12 protein-coding genes and 1 CRISPR repeat array are annotated in these 23,327 nt (G+C 54.9%); of the genes, 7 read left to right on the forward strand and 5 right to left on the reverse strand.

Annotated features, from left to right (window positions below; translation table 11 throughout):
• Nucleotides 1-33: 33 nt before the first annotated feature.
• Nucleotides 34-837, reverse strand: coding sequence for a Cof-type HAD-IIB family hydrolase (locus ACFFT4_RS32765; RefSeq protein WP_378053638.1), 804 nt, complete (start codon nt 835-837; stop codon nt 34-36).
• 119 nt (nt 838-956) lie between these two features.
• On the opposite strand from ACFFT4_RS32765, the gene ACFFT4_RS32770 reads away from it, so the two are divergent.
• Nucleotides 957-1,949 carry a Gfo/Idh/MocA family protein gene (locus ACFFT4_RS32770; RefSeq protein ID WP_378053640.1) on the forward strand — a complete coding sequence of 331 codons (993 nt, stop codon included), beginning with the start codon at nt 957-959 and terminating at the stop codon, nt 1,947-1,949.
• Between the two features lie 333 nt (nt 1,950-2,282).
• Nucleotides 2,283-4,013: direct repeats of the CRISPR family, unit length 32 nt; unit sequence GTTTCAATCCACGCTCCCGCGAAGGGAGCGAC.
• Between the two features lie 372 nt (nt 4,014-4,385).
• Here ACFFT4_RS32770 and ACFFT4_RS32775 read toward each other — a convergent pair.
• Nucleotides 4,386-4,637, reverse strand: a complete 252-nt coding sequence (locus ACFFT4_RS32775) for a helix-turn-helix domain-containing protein (RefSeq protein WP_378053642.1) — start codon at nt 4,635-4,637, stop codon at nt 4,386-4,388.
• Between the two features lie 2,188 nt (nt 4,638-6,825).
• Between ACFFT4_RS32775 and ACFFT4_RS32780 the strand changes: the two genes are divergently transcribed.
• Together ACFFT4_RS32780 and ACFFT4_RS32785 are read left to right on the forward strand one after the other, a co-directional pair.
• Nucleotides 6,826-7,398, forward strand: coding sequence for an RNA polymerase sigma factor (locus ACFFT4_RS32780; protein WP_378053644.1), 573 nt, complete (start codon nt 6,826-6,828; stop codon nt 7,396-7,398).
• Nucleotides 7,370-8,743: a DUF4179 domain-containing protein gene (locus ACFFT4_RS32785; protein ID WP_378053646.1), complete on the forward strand. Its 1,374-nt coding sequence runs from the start codon at nt 7,370-7,372 to the stop codon at nt 8,741-8,743. Before ACFFT4_RS32780 ends, ACFFT4_RS32785 begins: the two co-directional genes overlap by 29 nt.
• Before the next feature lie 107 nt (nt 8,744-8,850).
• Here ACFFT4_RS32785 and ACFFT4_RS32790 read toward each other — a convergent pair whose 3' ends face one another.
• Nucleotides 8,851-15,651 (reverse strand): S-layer homology domain-containing protein, encoded by a 6,801-nt coding sequence (locus ACFFT4_RS32790; protein ID WP_378053648.1) that lies wholly within the window; start codon nt 15,649-15,651, stop codon nt 8,851-8,853.
• Between the two features lie 473 nt (nt 15,652-16,124).
• Here ACFFT4_RS32790 and ACFFT4_RS32795 point away from each other — a divergent pair, with 473 nt between their 5' ends.
• The gene (locus tag ACFFT4_RS32795; protein ID WP_378053650.1) at nt 16,125-17,051 is read left to right on the forward strand and encodes a nucleoside hydrolase; all 927 of its coding nucleotides are present in this window, start codon (nt 16,125-16,127) and stop codon (nt 17,049-17,051) included.
• A gap of 284 nt (nt 17,052-17,335) precedes the next feature.
• On the opposite strand, the gene ACFFT4_RS32800 is transcribed toward ACFFT4_RS32795, so the two are convergent.
• Entirely contained in the window at nt 17,336-18,061 is a 726-nt protein-coding gene (locus tag ACFFT4_RS32800; protein ID WP_378053652.1) for a response regulator transcription factor, read from the reverse strand.
• 5 nt (nt 18,062-18,066) lie between these two features.
• Complete coding sequence (locus ACFFT4_RS32805) at nt 18,067-19,986, reverse strand: sensor histidine kinase (protein ID WP_378053654.1); 1,920 nt, start codon at nt 19,984-19,986, stop codon at nt 18,067-18,069.
• Between the two features lie 192 nt (nt 19,987-20,178).
• Here ACFFT4_RS32805 and ACFFT4_RS32810 point away from each other — a divergent pair, with 192 nt between their 5' ends.
• From ACFFT4_RS32810 to ACFFT4_RS32820, 3 genes are all read left to right on the forward strand, one after another.
• Nucleotides 20,179-21,537 (forward strand): ABC transporter substrate-binding protein, encoded by a 1,359-nt coding sequence (locus ACFFT4_RS32810; RefSeq protein WP_378053656.1) that lies wholly within the window; start codon nt 20,179-20,181, stop codon nt 21,535-21,537.
• A 93-nt stretch (nt 21,538-21,630) separates the two neighbouring features.
• Nucleotides 21,631-22,503, forward strand: coding sequence for a carbohydrate ABC transporter permease (locus ACFFT4_RS32815; protein ID WP_378053658.1), 873 nt, complete (start codon nt 21,631-21,633; stop codon nt 22,501-22,503).
• Nucleotides 22,500-23,321: a carbohydrate ABC transporter permease gene (locus ACFFT4_RS32820; RefSeq protein ID WP_378053660.1), complete on the forward strand. Its 822-nt coding sequence runs from the start codon at nt 22,500-22,502 to the stop codon at nt 23,319-23,321. Before ACFFT4_RS32815 ends, ACFFT4_RS32820 begins: the two co-directional genes overlap by 4 nt.
• Nucleotides 23,322-23,327 lie beyond the last annotated feature (6 nt).

Here is a 23,327-nt window from a genome sequence, read left to right on the forward strand (position 1 = left end):
TTCGCGAGCGGGGACAGCCTTTGCTTTGCGGGTTTAGGCGTTCAGCACGAATTTCTCGATGACATGCTTGACGCCTTCTTCGTTGTTGGACAGCGTGACGTAATCGGCGACCGCCTTGAGCGCCGGAACGGCGTTGGCCATCGCGACGCCGAGGCCGGCCGCTTCGACCATCTCGTGGTCGTTCATCGCGTCGCCCATGGCGATCGTCTCCTCGATCGGAATGCCGTAATGGGCGGCGAGGTAGCGCAGCGCGTGACCTTTGGTGCCTTCCAGATGCAGGAATTCCAGGTAGTTCGGCTTGGACTTGGTCAGATGCACCTGCGAGCCGAACCGGGCTTTCAGCTCGGGCAGCAGAGCGTCCAGCTTCGCGGGCTCGTCGATGATAAGCAGCTTCGTCTGCTTCGGATGGTCGATGATGCGCTTAAAGTCGGGCTCTACAAAATACGGGATTTTGGATTGCGCGATATACCCTTTGATCTTGTCGTTGTCTTCCGAGACATAGAGCTTGTCGTCGATGTAGCTTTGCAGGTGCAGGCCGTTGGCCAGACTGTATGCATACAGCTCGCGGGCGACCTCCGTTGAAATGGAGCGCTCGTAGAGCACCTCTTCGTCCAGCAGGTTTTTGATCAGCGAGCCTTGATAGGTGATGATCGGAACGTTCAGTCCGACTTGGCGGGCGATGTTCTGCGCGGAGGCGAACATTCTTCCGGTGGCGATGGTGATATGGACTCCCCGGGCGATCGCTTCGTTCATCGCTTGACGGGTTCCGTCGGTCACCGTCAGTTCGTCCGTTAACAGCGTGTCGTCGAGATCCATGGCAATAAGGCGGTATGGCATCTTTCTCTCCCTTTCTATCTCGTTCGTATCGTCCCATTGTAACCCAAATCGCCCCAATCGAAAAGAAGGGCGACGTGGTATAATGAGAGGGATAATCGGTTAGGAGAGGGGATTCGGCAATGAAACGTTTGCGTTGGGGAATACTCGGCTGCGCCGCGATCGCGGATCGCGCCGTCATACCGGCCATTCGGGCGTCGGAGACGGGAGAGCTTGTCGCCGTCGCCAGCAGGAACGAAGAGAAGGCAAGGGCGAAGGCGGAGGAATTCGGCATTCCGAAGCATTACGGGAGCTATGAGGCGCTGTTGGCGGACCCCGACATCGACGCCGTATATATTCCGCTTCCGAATCATCTGCACAAGGAATGGACGATCGCGGCGGCGAAAGCCGGAAAGCATATTCTCTGCGAGAAACCGCTGGCGATGAACGCGGTGGAAGCGCAGGAGATGGTCGACGCGTGCAAGGAAGCCGGCGTGCATCTGGCCGAGGCGTTCATGTACCGGCATCATCCGCGTATCGCACGGGTAAAGGAGATTATCGCCAGCGGAGAGATCGGTGCGCTGAGGGCGATTCGAGGCGTATTTACATACAACGGAGCCGCCAACAAAACGGATATCCGGCAAGTGAAGGAATGGGGAGGCGGCGGGCTGTACGACGTCGGCGTATATCCGCTCAGCGCCGCTCGCTGGATTACCGGAGCCGAACCGGAAGCGGTAACGGTTCACGCGCTGTTTTCCCCGGAGCATGACGATGTGGATATGATGGCGTCCGGTCTGGTGGAGTTTGCCGGCGGCGTGGCGCTGACGTTCGACTGCGGCATGTGGGCGGCGTTCCGCAACGAACTGGAGATCGTCGGCACGGAAGGGACGATCGTGCTGAAGCCGTCGTTCCTGCCCAACAAGGAAAACGACGTCATCGTCGTGCAGGCCGGCGGAGAAACCCGCACGGAAGGCCCTTACGGCGTGGACGCCTACGCGGCGCAGTCCGACCAGTTCGCCCGCGTCGTCTGGGGAGAGGAAGCTCCGCTGTACCCGGCCCAGGACGCCGTCGACAACATGAAGCTGATCGACGCGTGCTTGGAGTCCGCTCGCAGCCGCTGTCGGGTTACGTTGTGAAATAAACCGGCAGCAGCGCAATGAGGCTGTCCCCTAAGTAAACAGAGTCGTACCAAACGATAATCGATGGAACGGTAAACCGTCACAGGGGAATTTCAGGACCCTATGAATCGGCTTCCAGGAGATAGATTCCTTTTGATCGATCGTCTTGTACGACTTGACTTAGGGGACAGTCTTTTTTGGCGTGCCGTTGGAACGGTCCGTTATTTGGAGTCGGCGGAGTAGAAGTGAGTTTCGCAGGGATTCAGCTTTGGATCCTGGCCAATAAGATTTCAATCAAACTCCCGTGAAGGGAGTGACATTCGGAGCCTGGAAGTTGGCGAAGACCATTGAATTTCAACCCACGCTCCCGCGAAGGGAGCGACGCGGAACCGGCCGCGAAGACGTCGAACATTTCGGTTTCAATCCACGCTCCCGCGAAGGGAGCGACGTAGGACAAGCAGTAGAGACGTCGTATCAAGACAGTTTCAATCCACGCTCCCGCGAAGGGAGCGACCTAATCCCTCCTGAATTAAGTTTTGAATAGATCGTTTCAATCCACGCTCCCGCGAAGGGAGCGACAGCTCTCCCATCGCAAGAAGCGCAGCCAGGCCAAGTTTCAATCCACGCTCCCGCGAAGGGAGCGACATCCAGATGGCAATGGCGTTACGCAAGGTTGAGGTTTCAATCCACGCTCCCGCGAAGGGAGCGACCTGCTGATGGTCTTCGAAGTTCACGATCTGGATGTTTCAATCCACGCTCCCGCGAAGGGAGCGACGATTGGACATGGCTGGACAGGTAACGGGAGATGTTTCAATCCACGCTCCCGCGAAGGGAGCGACAGTTGCTGCAGTTGCGGTGGAAGTGTAGCGATGTTTCAATCCACGCTCCCGCGAAGGGAGCGACGACGAAGATGAAGCGGAAGAGGAACACTCCGAAGTTTCAATCCACGCTCCCGCGAAGGGAGCGACATGTCGCGGTCGACCAGAGTGGCAACGCGCTTCGTTTCAATCCACGCTCCCGCGAAGGGAGCGACAAGAGGCATTCTCGATTAAGGGCGCGGACCTGCGTTTCAATCCACGCTCCCGCGAAGGGAGCGACGAACGGCTACGCCCAGCATCCGAAAATTTGTCGGTTTCAATCCACGCTCCCGCGAAGGGAGCGACAAGAGTCCCGGATTCAGTCGCGCAGCCGGCAGCGGTTTCAATCCACGCTCCCGCGAAGGGAGCGACGAGATAACGGGCGCTCCCCATCCGTCCTCGTCCGTTTCAATCCACGCTCCCGCGAAGGGAGCGACCCGCATATCGCTGCTCATTAGCGACCTTGTGGAGTTTCAATCCACGCTCCCGCGAAGGGAGCGACAGAGAGGATCATTACAATTGGCAAGGATACGGAGGTTTCAATCCACGCTCCCGCGAAGGGAGCGACTTTTGTCGCGGGCTTAACGTCTATAGCAGGCATTGTTTCAATCCACGCTCCCGCGAAGGGAGCGACCCGAGCGTGAACAACATTTCGATCGAAATCATGGTTTCAATCCACGCTCCCGCGAAGGGAGCGACCCGCGCTTGGCCGGAGAGACGGACGCCAGCTATAGTTTCAATCCACGCTCCCGCGAAGGGAGCGACCGAATCGACCGGTCGAACAGCAGATGGTACTCTGTTTCAATCCACGCTCCCGCGAAGGGAGCGACCTTCGTTAACCTCGTCGAAGCGCGCCTTCGGGATGTTTCAATCCACGCTCCCGCGAAGGGAGCGACATCGTCTATGTCTAACTCTAATTGGTCGTCATGAGTTTCAATCCACGCTCCCGCGAAGGGAGCGACTGACGGCGTCATCTTGGTGGCCGAGCCTTTCTTGTTTCAATCCACGCTCCCGCGAAGGGAGCGACTGACGGCGTCATCTTGGTGGCCGAGCCTTTCTTGTTTCAATCCACGCTCCCGCGAAGGGAGCGACAAACAACTAATCAACATGGCACATTCCAACAATTTGTTTCAATCCACGCTCCCGCGAAGGGAGCGACTAATTTTCTTGAAACTATTCTAAAGAGTAAAGAGTTTCAATCCACGCTCCCGCGAAGGGAGCGACAGCGAGCATGCTGAGCCCTTGCTGGGCAAGGGATTTAGAGCGCAAAAGTGCGAATCAGCATTTTTGATGCGAATAAACGACTATTAAATTAGCACGAAATGCCGAAAACCCTTGTGTCGTAAGAGGTGCGAATACCCCGGGAAAAACATGTGAGCCTGGGGTTCGCACTAGATATTTTCAGTATAGTTCAGGAAGTGTTATTCTCCAACACCTACTAAAGCTATATAGACATCATTTTACAGGGAAGTTAATGGCATTGTATGACGTTTAAATCGAAGGAGAAGAAAAAAGTCTTACGAAACGTTTGGTCTGTAAGTTGCTGTTAAGGTTACAAGTCATCTGGTTCCATGACTGCGGTCTTATTGAGAATGGCTTATTCTGTTTTCCCATCCAAAAGCTCCTCAACGGAGACGTCCAGGGCTTTGGCAATTGCGACGACTTCGTAGTCTTGTACTAGCCGATACTGACCTTCTAATCTGGAAAGACTGGTGGGACTTATATCTAATCCGAAGGTTTGCAGCTTGGCGAGAAATTCCTTTTGCTTCATTCGTTTGGCTTTTCGAATCTCGACTACTCGTGTTCCAATAATGTTTTTGTCGCCTGGTGGGTCCTTTCGATGTTTCATGACTCGTTCACCTCATATTTCACGCCCCTGTAAGGGAGCGACAACATCCGGCACGGAATACGGGGTGGACAGCGTTTCAATCCACGCCCCCGTAGGGGAGCGACCGAATATGGCAGTTATGGGCCTTATGCAGAAAAGATTTCAATCCCCGCCCCCGTAAGGGAGCGACCCCGAAAACGCTGGCCCCGCTCCACGTCGGACGGGTTTCAATCCCCGCCCCCCGTAAGGGAGCGACGATCTCCCCCGCACAGAAAACTGCTTCGTGCAGTTTCAATCCCCGCCCCCCGTAAGGGAGCGACCTTCGTTGATGTCGATCACGTTTCGGCTTCCCGAGTTTCAATCCCCGCCCCCCGTAAGGGAGCGACGATCGCGGCGCTTTGGCTTGTGCTTCGTAACCGGTTTCAATCCCCGCCCCCCCGTAAGGGAGCGACAATACTCGCGTCAGGCATAGCTAATGCACAATACGTTTCAATCCCCGCCCCCGTAAGGGAGCGACTGCCGCCAATGGGTCAGCCTTGAACCGCTCCCAGTTTCAATCCCCGCCCCCGTAAGGGAGCGACCGCAGATGCCGTACGACGTGCAGCTTGAGCGCGACGTTTCAATCCCCACCCCCGTAAGGGAGCGACCGCAGATGCCGTACGACGTGCAGCTTGAGCGCGACGTTTCAATCCCCGCCCCCATAAGGGAGCGACCAACAGCGAACGCCAGGATTACCCAAATGGAGGAGTTTCAATCCCCGCCCCCATAAGGGAGCGACTCCACCGTAAAATCGCCGATATCTGCATCTCGATGTTTCAATCCCCGCCCCCATAAGGGAGCGACTTGATGGATATGTTTTTGGGTGATAAAGGAAAGGTTTCAATCCCCGCCCCCATAAGGGAGCGACTGTCGTTATGCCGCTGTAGGTTAACCATGTCGAGTTTCAATCCCCGCCCCCATAAGGGAGCGACGCGAAGGAATGGGATTTACTTCGACCTTTGCGGTGTTTCAATCCCCGCCCCCATAAGGGAGCGACGCAGCGTGACGGAAGAGCGCAAGGCGGCAGGAACGTTTCAATCCCCGCCCCCATAAGGGAGCGACGGTAAATGCGGGAAAGATCCATCCATCTGCTGTTGTTTCAATCCCCGCCCCCATAAGGGAGCGACATTAAAGCGATTTACGAGACTTACGGGTCCGCAGTTTCAATCCCCGCCCCCATAAGGGAGCGACACCGAGATGAGAGTGGAGGTGTAGAGCATGTATGGTTTCAATCCCCGCCCCCATAAGGGAGCGACTGCGGCGTGCTTATTCGTAGTGGAAAACGTATGGGTTTCAATCCCCGCCCCCATAAGGGAGCGACTTACACCGGAGACACCGGAAATGCTCGCGGCGCGTTTCAATCCCCGCCCCCATAAGGGAGCGACCCTCATCATGGTCAAACTCCAGCTTGGGAAGACCGTTTCAATCCCCGCCCCCATAAGGGAGCGACCCAGCGGCCACCGCGCTCCTCCCAGATCAATTCATGTTTCAATCCCCGCCCCCATAAGGGAGCGACTTCCGCGCCGTGAACAGCGAGTATACGCCGCAGGTTTCAATCCCCGCCCCCATAAGGGAGCGACTTGGCCCGCGATTATGACGTCTACGGGTATTCTGTTTCAATCCCCGCCCCCATAAGGGAGCGACTGCCGATGGGCGAGTTTTACGTCGATAGTCGCGAGTTTCAATCCCCGCCCCCATAAGGGAGCGACCCCTGCCATTTTGCGCAACCTTATCCGTCAACGTCCGTTTCAATCCCCGCCCCCATAAGGGAGCGACAGCGCCCCATTTGAACCCTTGCGAGGCAAGGGATTTGGGGCTCAAAAGTGCGAAAGGGGCATTTTGAGAGCAAGAAATTGATAAGAAATACTCCCAAAAACCTCCGAAGTCCTTATACAGCAAGAGGTGCGAATCTCCCAGGAAAACTATGTGAGCTTGGGGTTCGCACCAGCTCGACCCATATAACGATTTAATTATAAGCTTTTTTTGTAGTGTTGTGGATGCCGATATAGGAGAGACGACGATACAAGATTCGTATACGGTCATGAAAAAATGAATCTATGCCGAGAAGCCTTAACGCCGATAAATGAATTTAATCTATCGCGAGTGTCCCAAAACAGCGAGAGTGTTGGTTATATAAACGAAACGGCGATCATTGGGAGGGAGGCAGGGCATGGAGCAGGCGGAAACGGAACGAATCGTAAAGGCCATTAAGCTGGGAGACAGCGAAAGCTACGGCAAACTGGTGGAAGCTTATCAGCAGCAAATTTTTCGATATTGTTTTCATATGTTGGGGCAGCTGCAGGAAGCGGAGGACGTTACGCAGGACGTGTTCGTCAAAGGGTTCGAACGATTTAAACAGTACCAGGAAGGGACTTATTTCGGAGCGTGGCTGTATAAAATCGCTTATCGCGAGTGCTTGAACAAACTGAAGCGGGCAAAAACGTATGAGCGTCTAATCCGCCTTTTCGTGAGGACGGCTCCAAGGGCGGAGTCGGATCGGGCACCCGATGCAGAATACAACGCTGAGCTTCGTCAGGCGATGCTGCGTCTGAATCCGGAGGACAGGCATATTATTTTGCTGCGGATTGTGGAAGAGAATCGATTCGAGGATATCGCGGAACAGCTCAATATGAGCTATGCGGCGGTTCGCAAAAGATACGAGCGGGCGAAGCGGAGACTTAAAAACGGGTTGTCCGAAAAGGAGGGAGAGTCCGATGAACAAGGTCGAAGTCTTTCTTACTGAGGAGCGGGAGCTGCAGCGAAAATTCAACGAAACCCGTTTGCCTCAAATTCAGTTGAAGGCTCGGGTATTGAGAGAGTTGGATACGACTAAAAGGAGTTTTCCCGCAAGGGCTAACGGACGTCGCTCCGGACGGCTTCTCGCCGCGATCGGCATGGTCGTGTCGGTAATTGCGCTGATCAGCCTGTTGTCCATTTTCCCGGCCTCGGCGGAGCAATTGCGAAAAATTCCGGTCATCGGGAAGGTGTTTGAGGGCAATGTTTTCGATTTTGCGGGAGATCGCGGAATCGTAATCGGACAGAAGTCGGGGCTTGCTTCAGAGGTAAACGAGGAGGCCCATGATCGGGGAGTCACGATTAAGCTGCAAAATGCTCTGTATGACGGCGCGAGATTGTCTGTAGGTTATGAGGTTGTTTCGGAGCAGGCGGAAAACTTGATCTTTTTGGAAAATGTCAGGGTCAGCGTCAATGGTGTTTTTCGCCCGGATGCTGCGCTAAGCGCAAAACCGCATCTGCTCGACGCCCGGCATTCGGCCGGAATTATGACGATCGATCTGGATGAGCCGGTGAAGGAGGAGCGGTTCGAGCTTGAGCTTCTTGTCGGCGGCGTGAGCGGGATGAAAGAAGGAACGCAATCGAAGGTTAGCGGCGAATGGAGCTTTAAGCTGAACGTTGAAAATGGAGCATCGGACAGCGAGTACGTCTCGCTTGCCGACAGCTACTCGAAGACCTGGAAGGGCGAGGAGTTCCGACTGACGGGGTACTTGGCCACTCCGACGACAATGAAGGTGGATTTTCTCTATTCCGGCAATACGGATTGGCTGCGCTTCCAGCTTAAAGATGACAGGGGAATGTTGATTGAAATGCTGGACACGGCGCTGACCGTCGACAAAAAGGGAATGGCCAAAGGCACCGTTCGTTTCGCCCCGCTTGCTCCCGGAACGACAAGCGTTGAGGTTATGCCTTTTCATTTGCTGGTGGGGAACATGGATCCAGAGAAAGTGACGGCCAAGCTGACGAACGATTATCCGATTGTGTTGTCACAGGGCGGGGTAGGAGAAGTTATCGTGCAGAATGTGGAGTTTTTGCAGGACAAGACATTGATCTATTACGAAGTGAAAGGTAAAAATCCTCATATCCAATATGCCTCGCTCTGGCTGGAGACGCCGGACGGTCAGCTGTTTATCTCGGATAACGGAAAGCGTACCCGGGTTAGCGATACATCTTACGAGTACATTTTGGAATATCCCGCGTTGGATGCGTCGCAATCCTATTTCCTCGCGACATTGCCTCAGACGGATATCGCGTTGCAGGAGGAGCTCGCGGTAAGCGTTGCGGTTCGTGAGTAGGTTGGGAGGGGGAGACGCCCTGCAAAATGATGAGGCGCCCCCGTGCGGGAGCGCCTTTTAACTGGAGGATGACGGTTAGCTTCATAGACCTGCAGATTCGGAGAGGATCAGAGCCACCCGGCCGCGCCTATGATTACGCCCATCCACTCTTCGACAGTGAACGGATAGATGGTAAGCGTAACGTTAAGCGCCGCTGTATGGCTATAGCCAATCGCCTGCAGATTATTAATGATCAGCGAGCGGTCGCTGGAATAGCTTGCCATGGCTTGAGCGAGTTCAAGGATGCTGTAATCGGCGTCTTTCATGGCGCGAAAGGCAGCTTCCTCTCCCCCGGCCAACTCGATCAATCCGAAATGGATGCTCCCCTTACTGAAAGTCGTATTGTGGAGCGCATCGGCAATTTGGATCACATTCGCATTAAACGGAGCTTGTTTCAAGAGATCCGCAATCTGCTTGGTTGTCGTATATCCGTCGGTATTTTGCAGCAATGCGCTTAACGAGCGAAGCGACAGATGGAAGTCGGTATACAGCGTACCTGCAACGGTAGGAGTACTATATCCGGCATTCCGCATCGTGTCCAACACGATGGAGCATTGGGGAACGCTCGTGCTGCAGTCCAGAGCCGGGTTGCCAAGGCTGGCCGCAATGGCCTCGATGACATGCGCGTACGTGAAGGTGCTGGTTCCGGTCGAGCAGGCAGGCAGATTGGCGAGATTGCCCTCCGTACAGGCCGTCATTTGTTTCAGCGCCTTCGCCATGGTCGTCATCCAAAATTCGTTCGCGATAGGCGCAAGCGCCTGATGGACACCGGCTGCGACCTCCGGCAAGTCATATCCGCTGCTCCACAGCAGCGACCCGATCTCGGCCGGCGTGTAACCGTAGCTTTGCATGATCGCCGTCGCCGGGACGCGATCTACGCCCAATGCCTTGAGATTGGTGGACAATGTCAACGGATCATTCAGCAAACCTCCAGGGCTGTACAATTGAATTAAGGCGTCCATCGCGTGGACATTCGCCGCCTGCAGGTATCCTCTCAGCACAAACGGGTCGCTTGTTCCCAACAAGGGGACGATGTCGGCAACGGAATACCCGATCTCCTTCATCGCCTGCATGATCGCTCCGTCTCCGTTTATGCCGAACATACCGGTCAGCATCGATTTGGCATCCGACGGCGACAGGCCTATCGTACTGCGAATGGCCGTCATGATGTGGCGGGAATTGTAACCGGCTTGTTGCAAGAGGTTTGCGATTTCCATAATGTCGCTCTTCGCATACACTTGCTGCAGCAAACTGACGGCCTGTGTCGCCGGCGCCCCCTTGGTATAGAGATCCGTGACCGCGTATAGCGGAAAATCAACGGAGCTGCCCATAGCCGCCAGCACCGTGCTTACCTCGGTCGAAGTGCAATCCCGCCCGGGATCCGTAAGGATCTCAAGCAATCGCGTATCTTCGGATTGATAGACTTGCTTCAACGCCCTGATAATCGGTTCAAGATTCGCACAACTGCCATAGCCGGCGGATATCAAATTGCTGGCGGTTGTCACATCGTTTACTTTGGAAACGTCGAGCAGGTACTGCGCAACCGCCTCGGCGCTATAACCGGCATCGTGGAGGTAGCCGACCGTAACCGTCAGCGTCTGACCGGAACCAATCACGCCGGCGATCTCCGGCAGAGTATAACCGGCTTGCGTCATCGCTTCTATCTTTTGCGCAGCGCTCATGGAACCGTATATCAGTTGAATTTTATTCATGACAGTCGTGATAGAGCCCGTGCGGGCCGCGTCGCGCAGCCCGGCTGTCGCTTCGACGGCATTCATGCCAAAAGTGTTTTGCAAAATATAGAGCAGTCGCCATTCCCCTGATTTACTGCCATTATCGGCCAAATCCGAAGTTAATCCCGAATGTTTGGCGGTGTAGGATGCGTTGCGGATTTCGATAAATTCGAACCCGTCTATCGCATAAAGATTTTGCAATGCCGACGCGACTCCCTGCAGATCGTAAACATTTCCCAGCTTCAAAATTTCGATGCCCACCGTTTCCGCCGTCGAGCCGAAAACTTTTTGCAGCACGGACGCAATTTCGGCGGTGCTGTAATAACCCGCGGCTTGGCCTTCTACAAACGTAACCTTCGATAACGTCTCGGTCACCCCGGTCACGTTAAAGCTTCCCTGTTGACTCAGAGCCGACTTCAGCATCGCGATCACCTGTTCAGCCGAATAACCGGCTACGTGAAGGAACGGTGAAATTTGTTGGATGGAATTGGGCATCAGGGCTATCGCCGCCCTGGCGACATCGTTATCGCCGAATCCGGCTTGCTGGAGCAGCTGGAGCGTATCCAGTGTATTAAAACCCAGCTGCGAAAAAACGTTCGTGGCCAGCGCCGTGGCGTCGTAACCAAACACGGTTTGAATCGCCTGCGCGATGAGGAGCGGGCTATACCCATTCCCATTAAGTACGTTGGTTATGGCCAAATCCGAACCCGGTTTGATTATTTGATAGAAGTCGCTTTCCAATATTTGCGCAATATCCGTTGCATCGTAGCCGCCTGTTTTCAATGCTGACGCTCGCAGGTTCGGGTCCGTCCTGTATGTCGGATACAAAGCAAGGAGCAGCGCATTCGTCTCCGAAGCTGTCAGATTGGCCGACCGCAAGCCGGCTGCGGCACTGCCGACAGGCGCAAGCGTGCCGCTCTCGCCGAGCACCCCCGGCCAGGCCGCCGCGACGGCGGCTGTATTGCTGCCTCCATTCAAACCGAGGACAGCCGCCACTGCATCGGACAAGCCGTAGCCCGCTTCGGTCAGCGCCGACCCCAATGGACCGGGGGCAGCTGAGAAGCGCGACCAAAGCGCGGCGGCCGCCTGCGCGACGGTGAAGTTCGTGGCATAGAGCGCCTGGGCAAGCTCCGATGGCTGCATGAAGCCTGCCGAAGCAAGCGCCGCGACAAGATCGTCGGCGGTTCCGGCCTTCGGCAGCACCACGGCCGCCACGGCTACGCTGTCTGCCAGGTAGACCTGCTTCAGAGCCGCAGCAACGTCGGCGACGGGATATCCCGCATAGAGCAAACCGGCGCCTGCAGAATTCACGGGAACTTGCGCCGTCTTTAATGCGGCTGCCGTTTCGTTCACGTCATAACCGTTTGCTTGCAGCGCCTGAACGACAACCACGAGCGAATAGCCTTCGGTTTTAAGCGTGTCGACGATGCTATTCAACGTTTCGCCGTCATTTTTCAACGCTTCTGCAACCGAGCCCGCCGTTGGAACCGCCAGATTGCTAAAGGCCGGGAGTGCGGAACCGCCAACGGTTTTTAATCCCGGCGGCACATACGAGACGGATACCGTACCGAGCGGAACGGAAGCTGCCAAGCCAATGTGAAGTTTGCTCGGATCGGCATCAAGCGTTGTCGAAACGACCGGATTTGGCACCCCGTTCACTGTAACGGTTAAACCCGCCGGTGACGTCGGTGCGACAATCGGCGCTCCGAAGCCGATCACAATTTCAGTGGCATCGCCGCTGGTTGTCGCAAACAGAATATTAAAGGCTTTGACCGTTACTTCGGCATGGACCTCCAAAGGAACAGCCGGATTGGCCTGGGAGACGCCGCCGGGCAAGGTGAACGTCCCGGTTGCTGTGTAAATATCCGCCTGAGCGCCATCATAGCCGTCAATTGTCCAGATCAGATTGACGGTATGCGTCGCACCGGCTTTATCCGTAATCGTCGTTGTTGATGCCAGTGCAGCGATGGCGTCCGCTTCCGACGTTCCAAAATCGACGGCAATGTCCGCTGCATCGGCGATCGATACGATATTGGGGCCATCCACCGTTACATTCGCCGTCACGCTCAAGGAAACGGGGGGATTGGCCTGGGAGACGCCGCTTGGCAGGGTGAACGTTCCGGTTGCCGTATACACGCCTGCCTGATTACCGTTGTAACCGGCAATCGTCCAGTTCAGGTTGACGGCATGCGCCGCATGAACGTTATCCATCACTGTGGTCGTTGTTGCCAGCGCATCAACGGCGTCTGTGTCCGATGTCCCAAAAGCGACGGTAATGTCCGCTGCATCGGCGACGGATACGATATAGGCGTCATTCACCGTTACGTTGGCTATCACGTTCAGTAGAACGGGAGGATTGGCCTGAGAGACGCCGCTCGGCAGGATGAACGTTCCGGTTGCCGTATAAACATCTACTTGATTACCATCGTAATCGGCAATCGTCCAGTCAAGGTTAACAGTATGCGTCGCACCGGCTTTATCCGTAATCGTCGTTGTTGCCGCCAATGCGGCAATGGCGTCTGTGTCCGATGTCCCAAAATCAACGGCAATGTCCGCTACATTGGCGATCGATACGATATTGGGGTCACTCACTGTTACATTCGCCGTTACGCTCAAGGAAACGGGCGGATTGGCTTGAGTGACACCGCTCGGCAGGGCGAACGTTCCGGTTGCCGTATAAATACCTGCTTGATTACCGTCATAACCGGCAATCGTCCAATCTAGGTTGACGGTGTGCGCCGCATGAACGTTGTCTGTCACCGTAGTCGTCTTTGCCAGCGCGGCAATGGCGTCCGTTGCCGAAGTTCCAAAATCGACGGCAATGTCCGCTATGTTGGCGACGGATACGATATAGGCGTCATTCACCGATACGTTTGCCGTCACAATCAAGGGAACAGGGGGATTGGCCTGAGAGACACCGCTTGGGAGGGTGAACGTTCCGGTTGCCGTATACACGCCTGCTTGCTGGTTGTCATAGCCATCAATCGTCCAGTCAAGGTTGACAGTATGCGTGGCACCGGCTTTATCCGTAATCGTCGTAGTTGTCGCCAGCGCGGCGATGGCATCCGTTTCCGATGTCCCAAAATCGACGGCTACGTCCGTTACATCGGCAATAGAAACGATATAGGGGTCATTCACCGTTACATCTGCTGTCACGGTCAAGGGAACAGGGGGAGTGGCTTGGGTGACTCCACCCGGCAGGGTGAACGTTCCGGTAGCCGTATACACGCCTGCTTGCTGGTTGTCATAGCCTTCAATTGTCCAGTCAAGGTTGACGGTGTGGGTCGCACCAGCCTTATCCGTAATCGTCGTCGTTGCCGCCAGCGTGGCGAGGGCATCCGTTTCCGATGTCTCAAAATCGACGGCAATGTCCGCAATATCAGCGGCCGATACGAGATAGGGGTCATCCACCGTTACATTCGCCGTTACGTTCAAGGAAACAGGAGGATTGGCCTGAGAGACGCCGCTCGGCAGGGTGAACGTTCCGGTTGCCGTATAGGCGCCTGCTTGATTACCGTCGTAACCGGCAATCGTCCAGATCAAGTTGACGGTATGCGCCGCTTGAGCGCTGTCCGTTAGGGTGGTCGTCTGCGCCAGAGCGGACAAGGCATCCGTCAGCGTCGTTCCGTAAATCACTTCGATATCGACAGCGTCAGCAACAGAAGCGAGAGTAGGCTTTACCGTCGCATTACCGCCATTTCCGCCGCCGCTGCCGTTATTCCCGGTGCCATTGCCGCCATTATTGCCACCCGCAGCAGGCTCCGTCGTTTCCGTATGCGAATCGTTGACTTCAACGATAACACCTGCTGCGGTTTCCATTTTATCCGGCTTTCTGCTGAAGGTTGATCCGTTGACATTCGCTTTTACGGTTTTCACATGGCCTTCGCCAGTTACTTCCGTATTCGAATCGAGGACCAGCGTGTCCACAGTCGCATTTTCTGCCACAATCAGTTTTGTATCCGCAGCGCTGCCGTTCACTTTGAGTTCGTTGATCGACCCGTTTTGCAAATCAATAGAGACGTTTGGCGTATCAACGATTACAGAAGCAAAGCTGCCGCTCAGCCTGACGATCGGATTGCCGGTCGTTTCGTCAATCGCGATGGTAACGTCGCCGAATCCTGATCCTGTCCCATTATCCCTTTCCAAAAATGCGCCGGTTTTCAGCAAGACTTGACCGATATTCGTTGATCCCGAGACGACAATCCGCACGCTTCCCGTTTTTTTATCAACGATAACTTTAGATAATTGAGAATCGATCATATGGACGCTATGTTCGCCGCCGCCGTTAACGGTCGTCGAGCCTTCCACGGTGACGCCCGTCAGGGTGACGTCTCCTTCTCCAACGGATTGCGCAAGCAGCAGATTGCCCGTAATCCGCACATTTTGCAAAGTGACACCCGGAGAGTTGATGATGACATTTCCTTGGATGACCTCCGCTTGACGGTCCGACCCGTAAGTGCCGGCCGCGACGATCTTCCTGGCGGCTGTCTGATCCAGCGCGACAATCGCTTCCGCCCGTGTAATCGGCTGTACGGGGCGGAACGTTCCGTCCGTATAACCCTTCATATATCCTTGGTCAACGACTGCCGATATCGCTCCACGGCTCCATGAGGAGATGGCCGTTTCATCGCCAAATTTCACGATATTTTTGCTTGCAGACTGCTCCAACCCTAGCAATCTGGCGATTATGACCGCCGCTTCTTGCCGGCTGATCGGTTCGTTCGGTCGAAAAGTACGATCCTGATAACCGGAAATATACCCCGCCGCTGTCGCGATTTCCACGTCTTTGGAGTACCATGCGTCTTTGACATCCGAGTAATCGATGCTCGCCCGTTTCGTATAGCCGTACATCCGGTTCGCCAATGCGACGAATTCTGCTCGGGTCACTTTTTGCCCGGGGTGAAAATTGCCGTCCTCATGGCCCTTGGCCCATCCGAAATCGGCCCAACGCTCAATCGCCTGCTTGGCCCAGTGGCCCTGAATATCATTGAAAACAAGCCGGGTTTCCGGCACCGCCGGCGGAACCTCTTCCGCTGCCGACGTCGTTCCCAAAGGGAACAAGCTGGCGGCCATCACAGCCATGATCACGATTCCGTTTAATGCCGTACGTCGTCTCTTCCTGCTTAAAAAATGCATCCTATTCAAACCCCTTCCGTTTATGTACTTCAGCTTCAAACGGCTTTGCTAGAATCACCTATCCGAATTTATATTTGCCGCTATTTGAAAAGAGATTATCACTCCTATTATAGGAAGCCGCGATAAAAGAATAATGAAAGAAATTGACAAAAAACGACTAAAACCCGCGTGTATCGAGCCTTCGCGGGTTTTGAAAAATAGGAGAATAATTGTAAGGCTTGCCGAGTACCAAACAAGCGGCTAGCTTCCGGGTTCCACCGATTGTAGTCCTTGTTTGGCAATACCGGAACCGGCCTTCCTTCTATCCACGCAACAAACCGACTAAACAAATTTAATTGTTTAATTAATACAGCTAAAATTTTACTGGAATTTAGTTGACGGAGCTTTTTTGAGGATGATACGATGGGATACGGCGCAATAGCTATGACAGCAAGAGGAGAAGCATCGTTTAATACGGGAAGGGGAGTTTGCGGTTGAATCCAATTTTCGAACGGTTTCCTTACCGGGTTCCGGCCAACAAACGGGTGCGCGTCATCGTCAATACCGATGCGGCGAACGAGGCGGACGACCAGTATGCGATCGTGCAGGCGCTGTTAACGCCAAAGCTGAATATTCGCGGATTCGTTGCGACGCATTTCGGCACGCACAGAACGGATACGTCCATGGAGCAGTCGTATGATGAAATCAAGCGGATTTTACAGTTGATGGACATGAGCGAGGATTACCGGGTATACCGGGGGGCGACCGGTCGTCTCAATCCCGACGAGCCCGCTATAAGCGAGGGAGCGCAGTTTATTGTGGACGAGGCGATGCGGGACGATGCGTCCGAGCCGCTGTTTGCGATCTTCCTCGGCGCCATTACCGACCTCGCCGCGGCCTACAAGGCCAAGCCCGAAATCGCCGGCAGACTGACGGCCGTCTGGATTGGCGGGGGTGCTTACCCGCAAGGCGGAGAGGAATTTAACCTGGGCAACGACGTGGCCGCCGCCAACATCGTGTTCGGTTCGGACATCCCGCTGTGGCAGGTTCCGAGAGACGTCTATAAAATGCCGCGCGTCTCGCTCGCGGAGCTTGCCGTCAAGGTAAGGCCTTGGGGAGAAATCGGCGAATATCTGTTCCGCCAGTTGGAGGAATTCAACCTGCTTCCGACCCACACGCTTCGCTGGCCGCCCGGGGAGTCGTGGAACATGGGCGATTCGCCGGCGGTGTCGCTGCTGATCGACGATCAGAATTTCGACTACGAGCTTCGGCACGCTCCTGAAGTCCGAGAGGACATGGGGTATGCCCATCCTGGGACAGGCCGGCAAATCCGGGTATACAAAAGTGTGGATTCCCGATTTATTATGGAAGACTTGTACGCCAAGCTGCAGCTTTTTCACGAGCTGAAATCTTCCGAATAAGGGAGATAGGCAAATAACGAATAGGCAGCCCTCAGGGACTGCCTATTCGCGCGGAGTGGCTATCCTATAAGATAGGGTGACAAGATGATCGATAAAAAATAATGCTTAGTTAATAGGCTTGAGGCTACCTCGTTAAACGATTTTTTAGAACATCGCCAGCCGTTTGAGCTCCATTCGAGCGCCAATGACCGATTTTTTAGAGTATCGCCAGCCGTTTGAGCCCCATTCGAGCGTCAATGTACGATTTTTTAGAGTAACGTCCCCAGTTTGAGCCCCGTTCGCCCTCATTTCTGATAGTCGCGAGGCGTCATGCCGGTAGCCTGCTTGAAGATGCGGCTGAAGTAGAATGGATCCCCGTAGCCGACCTGCTCGCCGACCGCCTTGACGGGCAAATCCTTGCGATGCTTGAGCAGGCGCTTCGCTTCGTTGATTCTCAATGTGGCAATATATTTCGACGGCGCTTCTCCGGCGTGCTTGAGGAAAATTTTGCTTAAATACGCGGACGAGAAATTGAACTGTCGGGCAAGCTGCTCCAGGCTGATTTCCTCGTGAAAATGCTCGCGCAAATATTGCTGAACGCGCTGCACCGTTTTCTCGATATCGTTGGCTTCGACGATGGGTTCGTTCGAGAGCTGCGCCCGGATGTCGTTCAGCACCTCCGCCAGCTCCAATTGCTTGACCGGCTTCAGCAAATAGTGCTTGACGTTGAACTTCATCGCCTGCCTGGCGTAATCGAAGTCGGCGTAGCCGCTGGCGATAATGACCGCAGTGCGCGGAAAATACTTATGAACCTCTTCGATCAGCTTCAGGCCGTCCATGACGGGCATGCGGATGTCCGTGATCAGCAGCTGAGGCTGGATTCGTCGGACGAGCTCCAAAGCTTCTTCTCCGTGCGTGGCCTCGCCGACGACGGCGAAGCTTTGCCGGCTCTGCTCGATTTTGCGGACAAGGCCGCTGCGAATCAAATCTTCATCCTCCGCAATCACCGTCGTAAACGTAATGTCCCGCATCCGACTCACTCCTTATGCAGCCGCCCTCCGATGCGCACGGACGCGCCGCCCTCCGGAAGGTTGCGAATTTCGAAAATTTTATGCTCGCCGTAGATCAGATTCAATCTTAAATAAATGTTGAGCAGGCCCATGCCGTTCAGCTCCAGCGCCGGAAGGCTGCTTTCCTTCTCCAGCGAGGCCAGTCTGTCCAGCAGTCGGGTCAGCTTGTCGGGCGCGAAGCCGCCTCCGTAGTCCCGCACTTCGATCTGCCAGCAGTTGTCGGTCATGGCCCCGATGACGTCGATGCGCCAAGGCGGGGCCTCAGAGGTTCCGAATTTCAGACTGTTCTCGACCAGCGGCTGCACGACCAGCTTGGGCACCGTCTGCTCCAGCAGTTCCTCCGGCACGTCAACGCGGTAGGTCAGCCGTTCTCCGAAGCGGATTTTATTGATTTCCAAATAGTTGATCGTATGCGTCAGTTCGTCCCGCAGCGGCACTTGCCGTTCTTTGGAGGTCATGTACCGCAGGAAGTCCGACATATGCTCGATCGTCTCGATCAGCGGCCCGTTCATCTGCTGCTCGGCCATTTCCTGCAGATTGGCCAGCGTATTGTACAGGAAATGCGGATTCATCTGCGACTGCAGGGCATTCAACTGCGCTTGCAGGCTCTGCGCTTCGGCCAGGAGCAGGTTGTCGAGCGATTGCTTCAGCCGCTCGCTCATGCTCTGGAACGCATCGTGCAGCTCGTCCAGCTCGATAAAGCCGCTTTTCATTTTCTGCTGGGCGATAATGTGGGAGCCGATATGCTCGAACGAGAAGTTGCGCACCGCCCGGCGAATCCGGTAAATCGGAAAAGTGATTTTATTGGCCGCATAGAAGCTCAGCCCGATGCCGAGCGCAAGGAGCACGAAGGCGGTTCCGAACAGCTGAAACGTGAATTTCTTGAGCGGCCGGAACAGATCGCTTTCCGAGGTCGTCAAGACCGTATGCCACCCTGTCGCGGACGAGTAGTGCAGCGATAGCAGCTGTTTCTCGTTCGTGACCGGATCGGTAAAAGGGAAGCTCCCGGAATAATCCTCGCTCTTGTCTATCGGGGCAACCAGACTGCGGAACATTTCATTGCGTTCGCTGTCGTGCTCGAACGGGTAGATGATCCGTCCGTCCCGATTCAGCACGTAAATGTTCCCGTTATACGGATTGCTATCCTCGAAATCGGCAGCGCTTGCAAAAATGCGGTGCGCGTACTGCTTCACTTCGATGGCTCCGATCGGCGAGTTGTATTCGTCGTACAGCAGCCGGTAGAGTGAGATGGAATACTTGCCGACGTCGGAAGAATAATACTTGGACAGCTGCAAATCCAGGTTCGGGTCGGAGACGAGCTTGCCGGGCCGCTCCTGCAGCAATTGCTCGATAAACGGCTTCTCCCTCGGCTCGTAGTCCCGTTCCCGGTTATCGAAGCCTGTGCCGTAATAGCGCCCATTAAAAGAGTACAGATAAATTTGTTCCGCCAGCCGGGACGGACCGATAATGGCGGTTAACGCGTCGGTCAGCACCTTGGCATCGTTGTTCTGCCGAATGCGCTGCTGCGAGGCTTCGTCTTGGTCGTCGCCCTCCCGGCCGCCCAGCGGGAGCGCTCCATTCTCGCCAGCGCTTTCGCCCGTGGGCGGGGAGCTTTCTTCCGGCACGTTGTAGTCGGACATATAGCTGGCGAAGCGTTCCTTGACCAGGTTGGAGTACATCACGTTCAGGGAAACCCGGTTGAGCTGCTCGATCTGTTGAACGAGCTGGTCCTGGATCGAGACGCCGAAGCTTTCCAGCGTGCTCGTCGCCTGTCCTCGCAATTGCTTCGTCGACCAGGAATAGAAGAAAAGGACAAACGTCGCGAATACGATCAAAATAATGGAGGAATACGTCAGGAACAAAGCCGTTTTCATACTTTTGAACATGGTTGTCGTACCCCTCGGTGCTAAACTATACTAAACATTATTAAATTATACATGATATTTTTAGGTATGTAAGCGGTTAAATTTATACAAGTTTAGGATCGATTCCTCTATGGAGGAAAAAACTCAGCTCACTATACTTAAAGTATCATCCATCGATGAGCCAACGATCACACGAACAGGGGGATTTTGAAAATGAAAAAGCGGACGATGATTTTGCTTACCGCCGTGCTTCTGCTTATGGCGACAGCGCTGGCCGGCTGCGGCGGCAACGGCAAGAACGGCGAGCAGGGCGGCGCTTCTCCGTCGGCCGGCGCCAGCGGCGCTCCCGAGCAGGGCGGCAGCAAAAAGAACGTAACGCTGACGTATATGGCGAGCCAGGGCTGGATCAAAGACTCCGAGATGGAGCTGGCCAAGAAGTTCGAAGAACAAACCGGGATTAAAATCGATTTTCAAATCGTGCCTTCCGACCAATATTTCAACGTGCTGAAAACGAAGCTGAATGCCGGAGAAGGTCCCGACATTTTCGGCGGACAGAGCGGCTACAGCGAAATTACGATGAATTACAACGTGGAGAAAAACGCGGTCGACCTGAGCGATCAGGAATGGGTGAAGCGCGAGGATCCGCTGTCCGTGGAGCAGCTTACCGCCAACGGCAAAGTGTATGCGCTTACGATCTGGGACACCTACAGCAGCTTCGTGATCGCGTATAACAAAAAGCTGTTCAACGAGTTGAATCTGGAAGTTCCCAAAACCTATGAGGAGTTCAAGAACGCATCGCTCAAAATTCAGGAGGCCGGAGTTACGCCGATCTATCAACCGATCGCCGACGGCTGGCACCATGTGCTGTGGTTTGCCGAGCCGGGGCCGAACTACGAAGAGCTGGAGCCGAATTTGTATGAGGATCTGAACCAGAACAAGAAGAAATTTGTGGATAGCCAGGCGATGCTGGATTCCTTGACGCAGCTGAAGGAAATGTACGACCTGAACTTCTTCGGCGACAATACGTTGTCCGATACGGGCTCCGACACGGTGGCGAAGCTGGGCAGCGGCGAGTTCGCGATGAGCCTGGTGGCGCAGAGCGCGGCGCTGGAAATCGCGGAGGAGTACGAGGAATTCGAAATCGAGGACTTCGGCTTCTTCCCGATTCCGCTGACGGACAACCAGATCTATTACATCAATCCGGGCGGACCGAGCAAATTCATCTATTCCGGCTCCAAGTACATCGAGGAAGCGAAGCAGTATTTCAACTTCTTGACGCAGCAGGAGAACCTGCAATATATGCTGGACAACGACTCGACGATCTCCAATCTGAACTTCCCGGACCTGGAGAACAAGTACACCGTCGAGCAGCAAAAAATGTTCGATGCCTATCCGAAGCGCGGAACCGATATTCAAAACTATGTCAACTACGTGAATCCGCAATGGATGGACATCGGCAAAGACATCGTCGCGATGCTGTCGGGCGTCATCCAGCCGATCGACGTGCTGAAGAGCATCGATCAGCGCCGCGCGGAAATGGCCAAGGTGGCGCAGGACCCGAACTGGCAATAGGTTCGGCGAGCCGCGAAGAATCAAGGTTGGCAATGGCCCGGAAGCTGTGGCCGTTGCCAATCTTCATTCCAGGGGGAAATGAGGGAGCTTGCGATGAATCGCGCTATCTATCCGTTTTATTTTGGCATCGCGACCTTGGTCGTCTATTCGATCTTTTTCGTGGTGCCGGGCATTATGGGAATTTATTATTCGTTTACCGACTGGAACAGCTACACGGACGAAATCCGTTTTATCGGCTTCGACAATCTGGCGAAAATTTTCTCCGGAGAAGCGAAGTATCTGAGCTACATCGAAAATACGCTGGTGTTCACGATCAGCACGGTTGTGCTCAAGACGGCGCTGGGCCTGCTCTTCGCGATTATGCTGAATGACGGCATTCGGGCGAAGGGATTCCATCGCGTCATGCTGTTTATGCCTTCTATCGTTCCAATGCTCGTTGTCGGCTTGATTTTCAAGTCGATTCTCAATCCGGCCACAGGCCTGCTGAACGAAGCGCTGCGGGCGATCGGTCTTGATTTTATGGCGCAGAAATGGCTGACCGACCTGAGCTGGGCTTTCAAGTCGATCATTGCGGTGGATATATGGAAGGGGGTCGGCTACATTATGATCATTTTGCTGGCCGGCCTGCAGTCGATCGACAAAACCTACTATGAGGCGGCGGCCATAGACGGAGCGAACTTCTGGCAGAAGCTGACGCGCGTTACGATTCCGCTCATTATTCCGGCGCTCGTGGTCACGACGGTGCTGAACCTGCTGCACGGGCTAAAGGTGTTCGAGGCGGTATACGTGCTGACCAACGGCGGCCCGGGCTACGCGACGGATGTCATGTACACGGCGATATTCAAGGAATTTTCCACCGGGAATTACGGCATGGGCACGGCGCTGTCCTCCGTCCTGTTCGTCGTCATGACGGCGCTTGGCTATTTTGTCGTACGACTGATGTCGAGGGAGAGTGACGAAGGATGACGAACAGGGTTCTGCTGCCGACGCTGCGCAATGCGTTTGCCTGGATTTTGAGCGCGATGATGTTTATTCCGCTGCTTCTCGTCGCCGTCAATTCCCTGAAGACGAAAGCCGAAGCGAACGGAATGAATATGTCTCTCCCGAAGGCGTTCCAGTGGTCGAACTATTCGATCGTCGTCGAGGAAGGGAAGCTGATTCAGTCCTTCTTCAACAGTCTGCTGTATGCGTGCGGAGCGACCGTCGGCAGCATCCTGCTCGCTTCGCTGGCCGCTTACGTGTTCTCGCGCAACCGGACGAGACTGAACAAGGCGATGTACTTCTATCTGATCATGGGGATTGCGATGCCGACCAACTTCGTCACCTTGATGAAGGTGATGCAGTGGACGCATCTGATCAATACGCAGACGGGCATCATTCTGATGCTGGCGGCGTCCAGCATTCCGTTCAGCGTGTTTCTGATCTACGGCTTTGTCGGAGGCGTGCCGCGGGAGCTGGACGAAGCGGGAATCGTCGACGGCTGCTCGCCGGTCCGGCTGTTCGTATCGATCGTCATGCCGATGCTGACGCCGGTGCTGGTGACGGTCGCGATTCTGAACTTTATGGGCTCGTGGAGCGATTTTATCCATCCGCTCTACTTCCTGAACAATTCGGACAAATGGCCGATGACGCTGGCCGTGTACAATTTCTTCGGCCGCTTCCAGGTGAACTGGAACCTGGTGTCGGCGGACATCGTGCTGACGACGCTCCCGGTCATCGTCATTTATTTGCTCGGCCAGAGATTCATCATTTCCGGCATGACGGCCGGTTCGGTCAAAGGGTAAAGCAGG

Origin of the sequence: Cohnella cellulosilytica (assembly GCF_042431195.1) — a bacterium.
GTDB classification, from domain to species: Bacteria; Bacillota; Bacilli; order Paenibacillales; family Paenibacillaceae; genus Cohnella; species Cohnella cellulosilytica.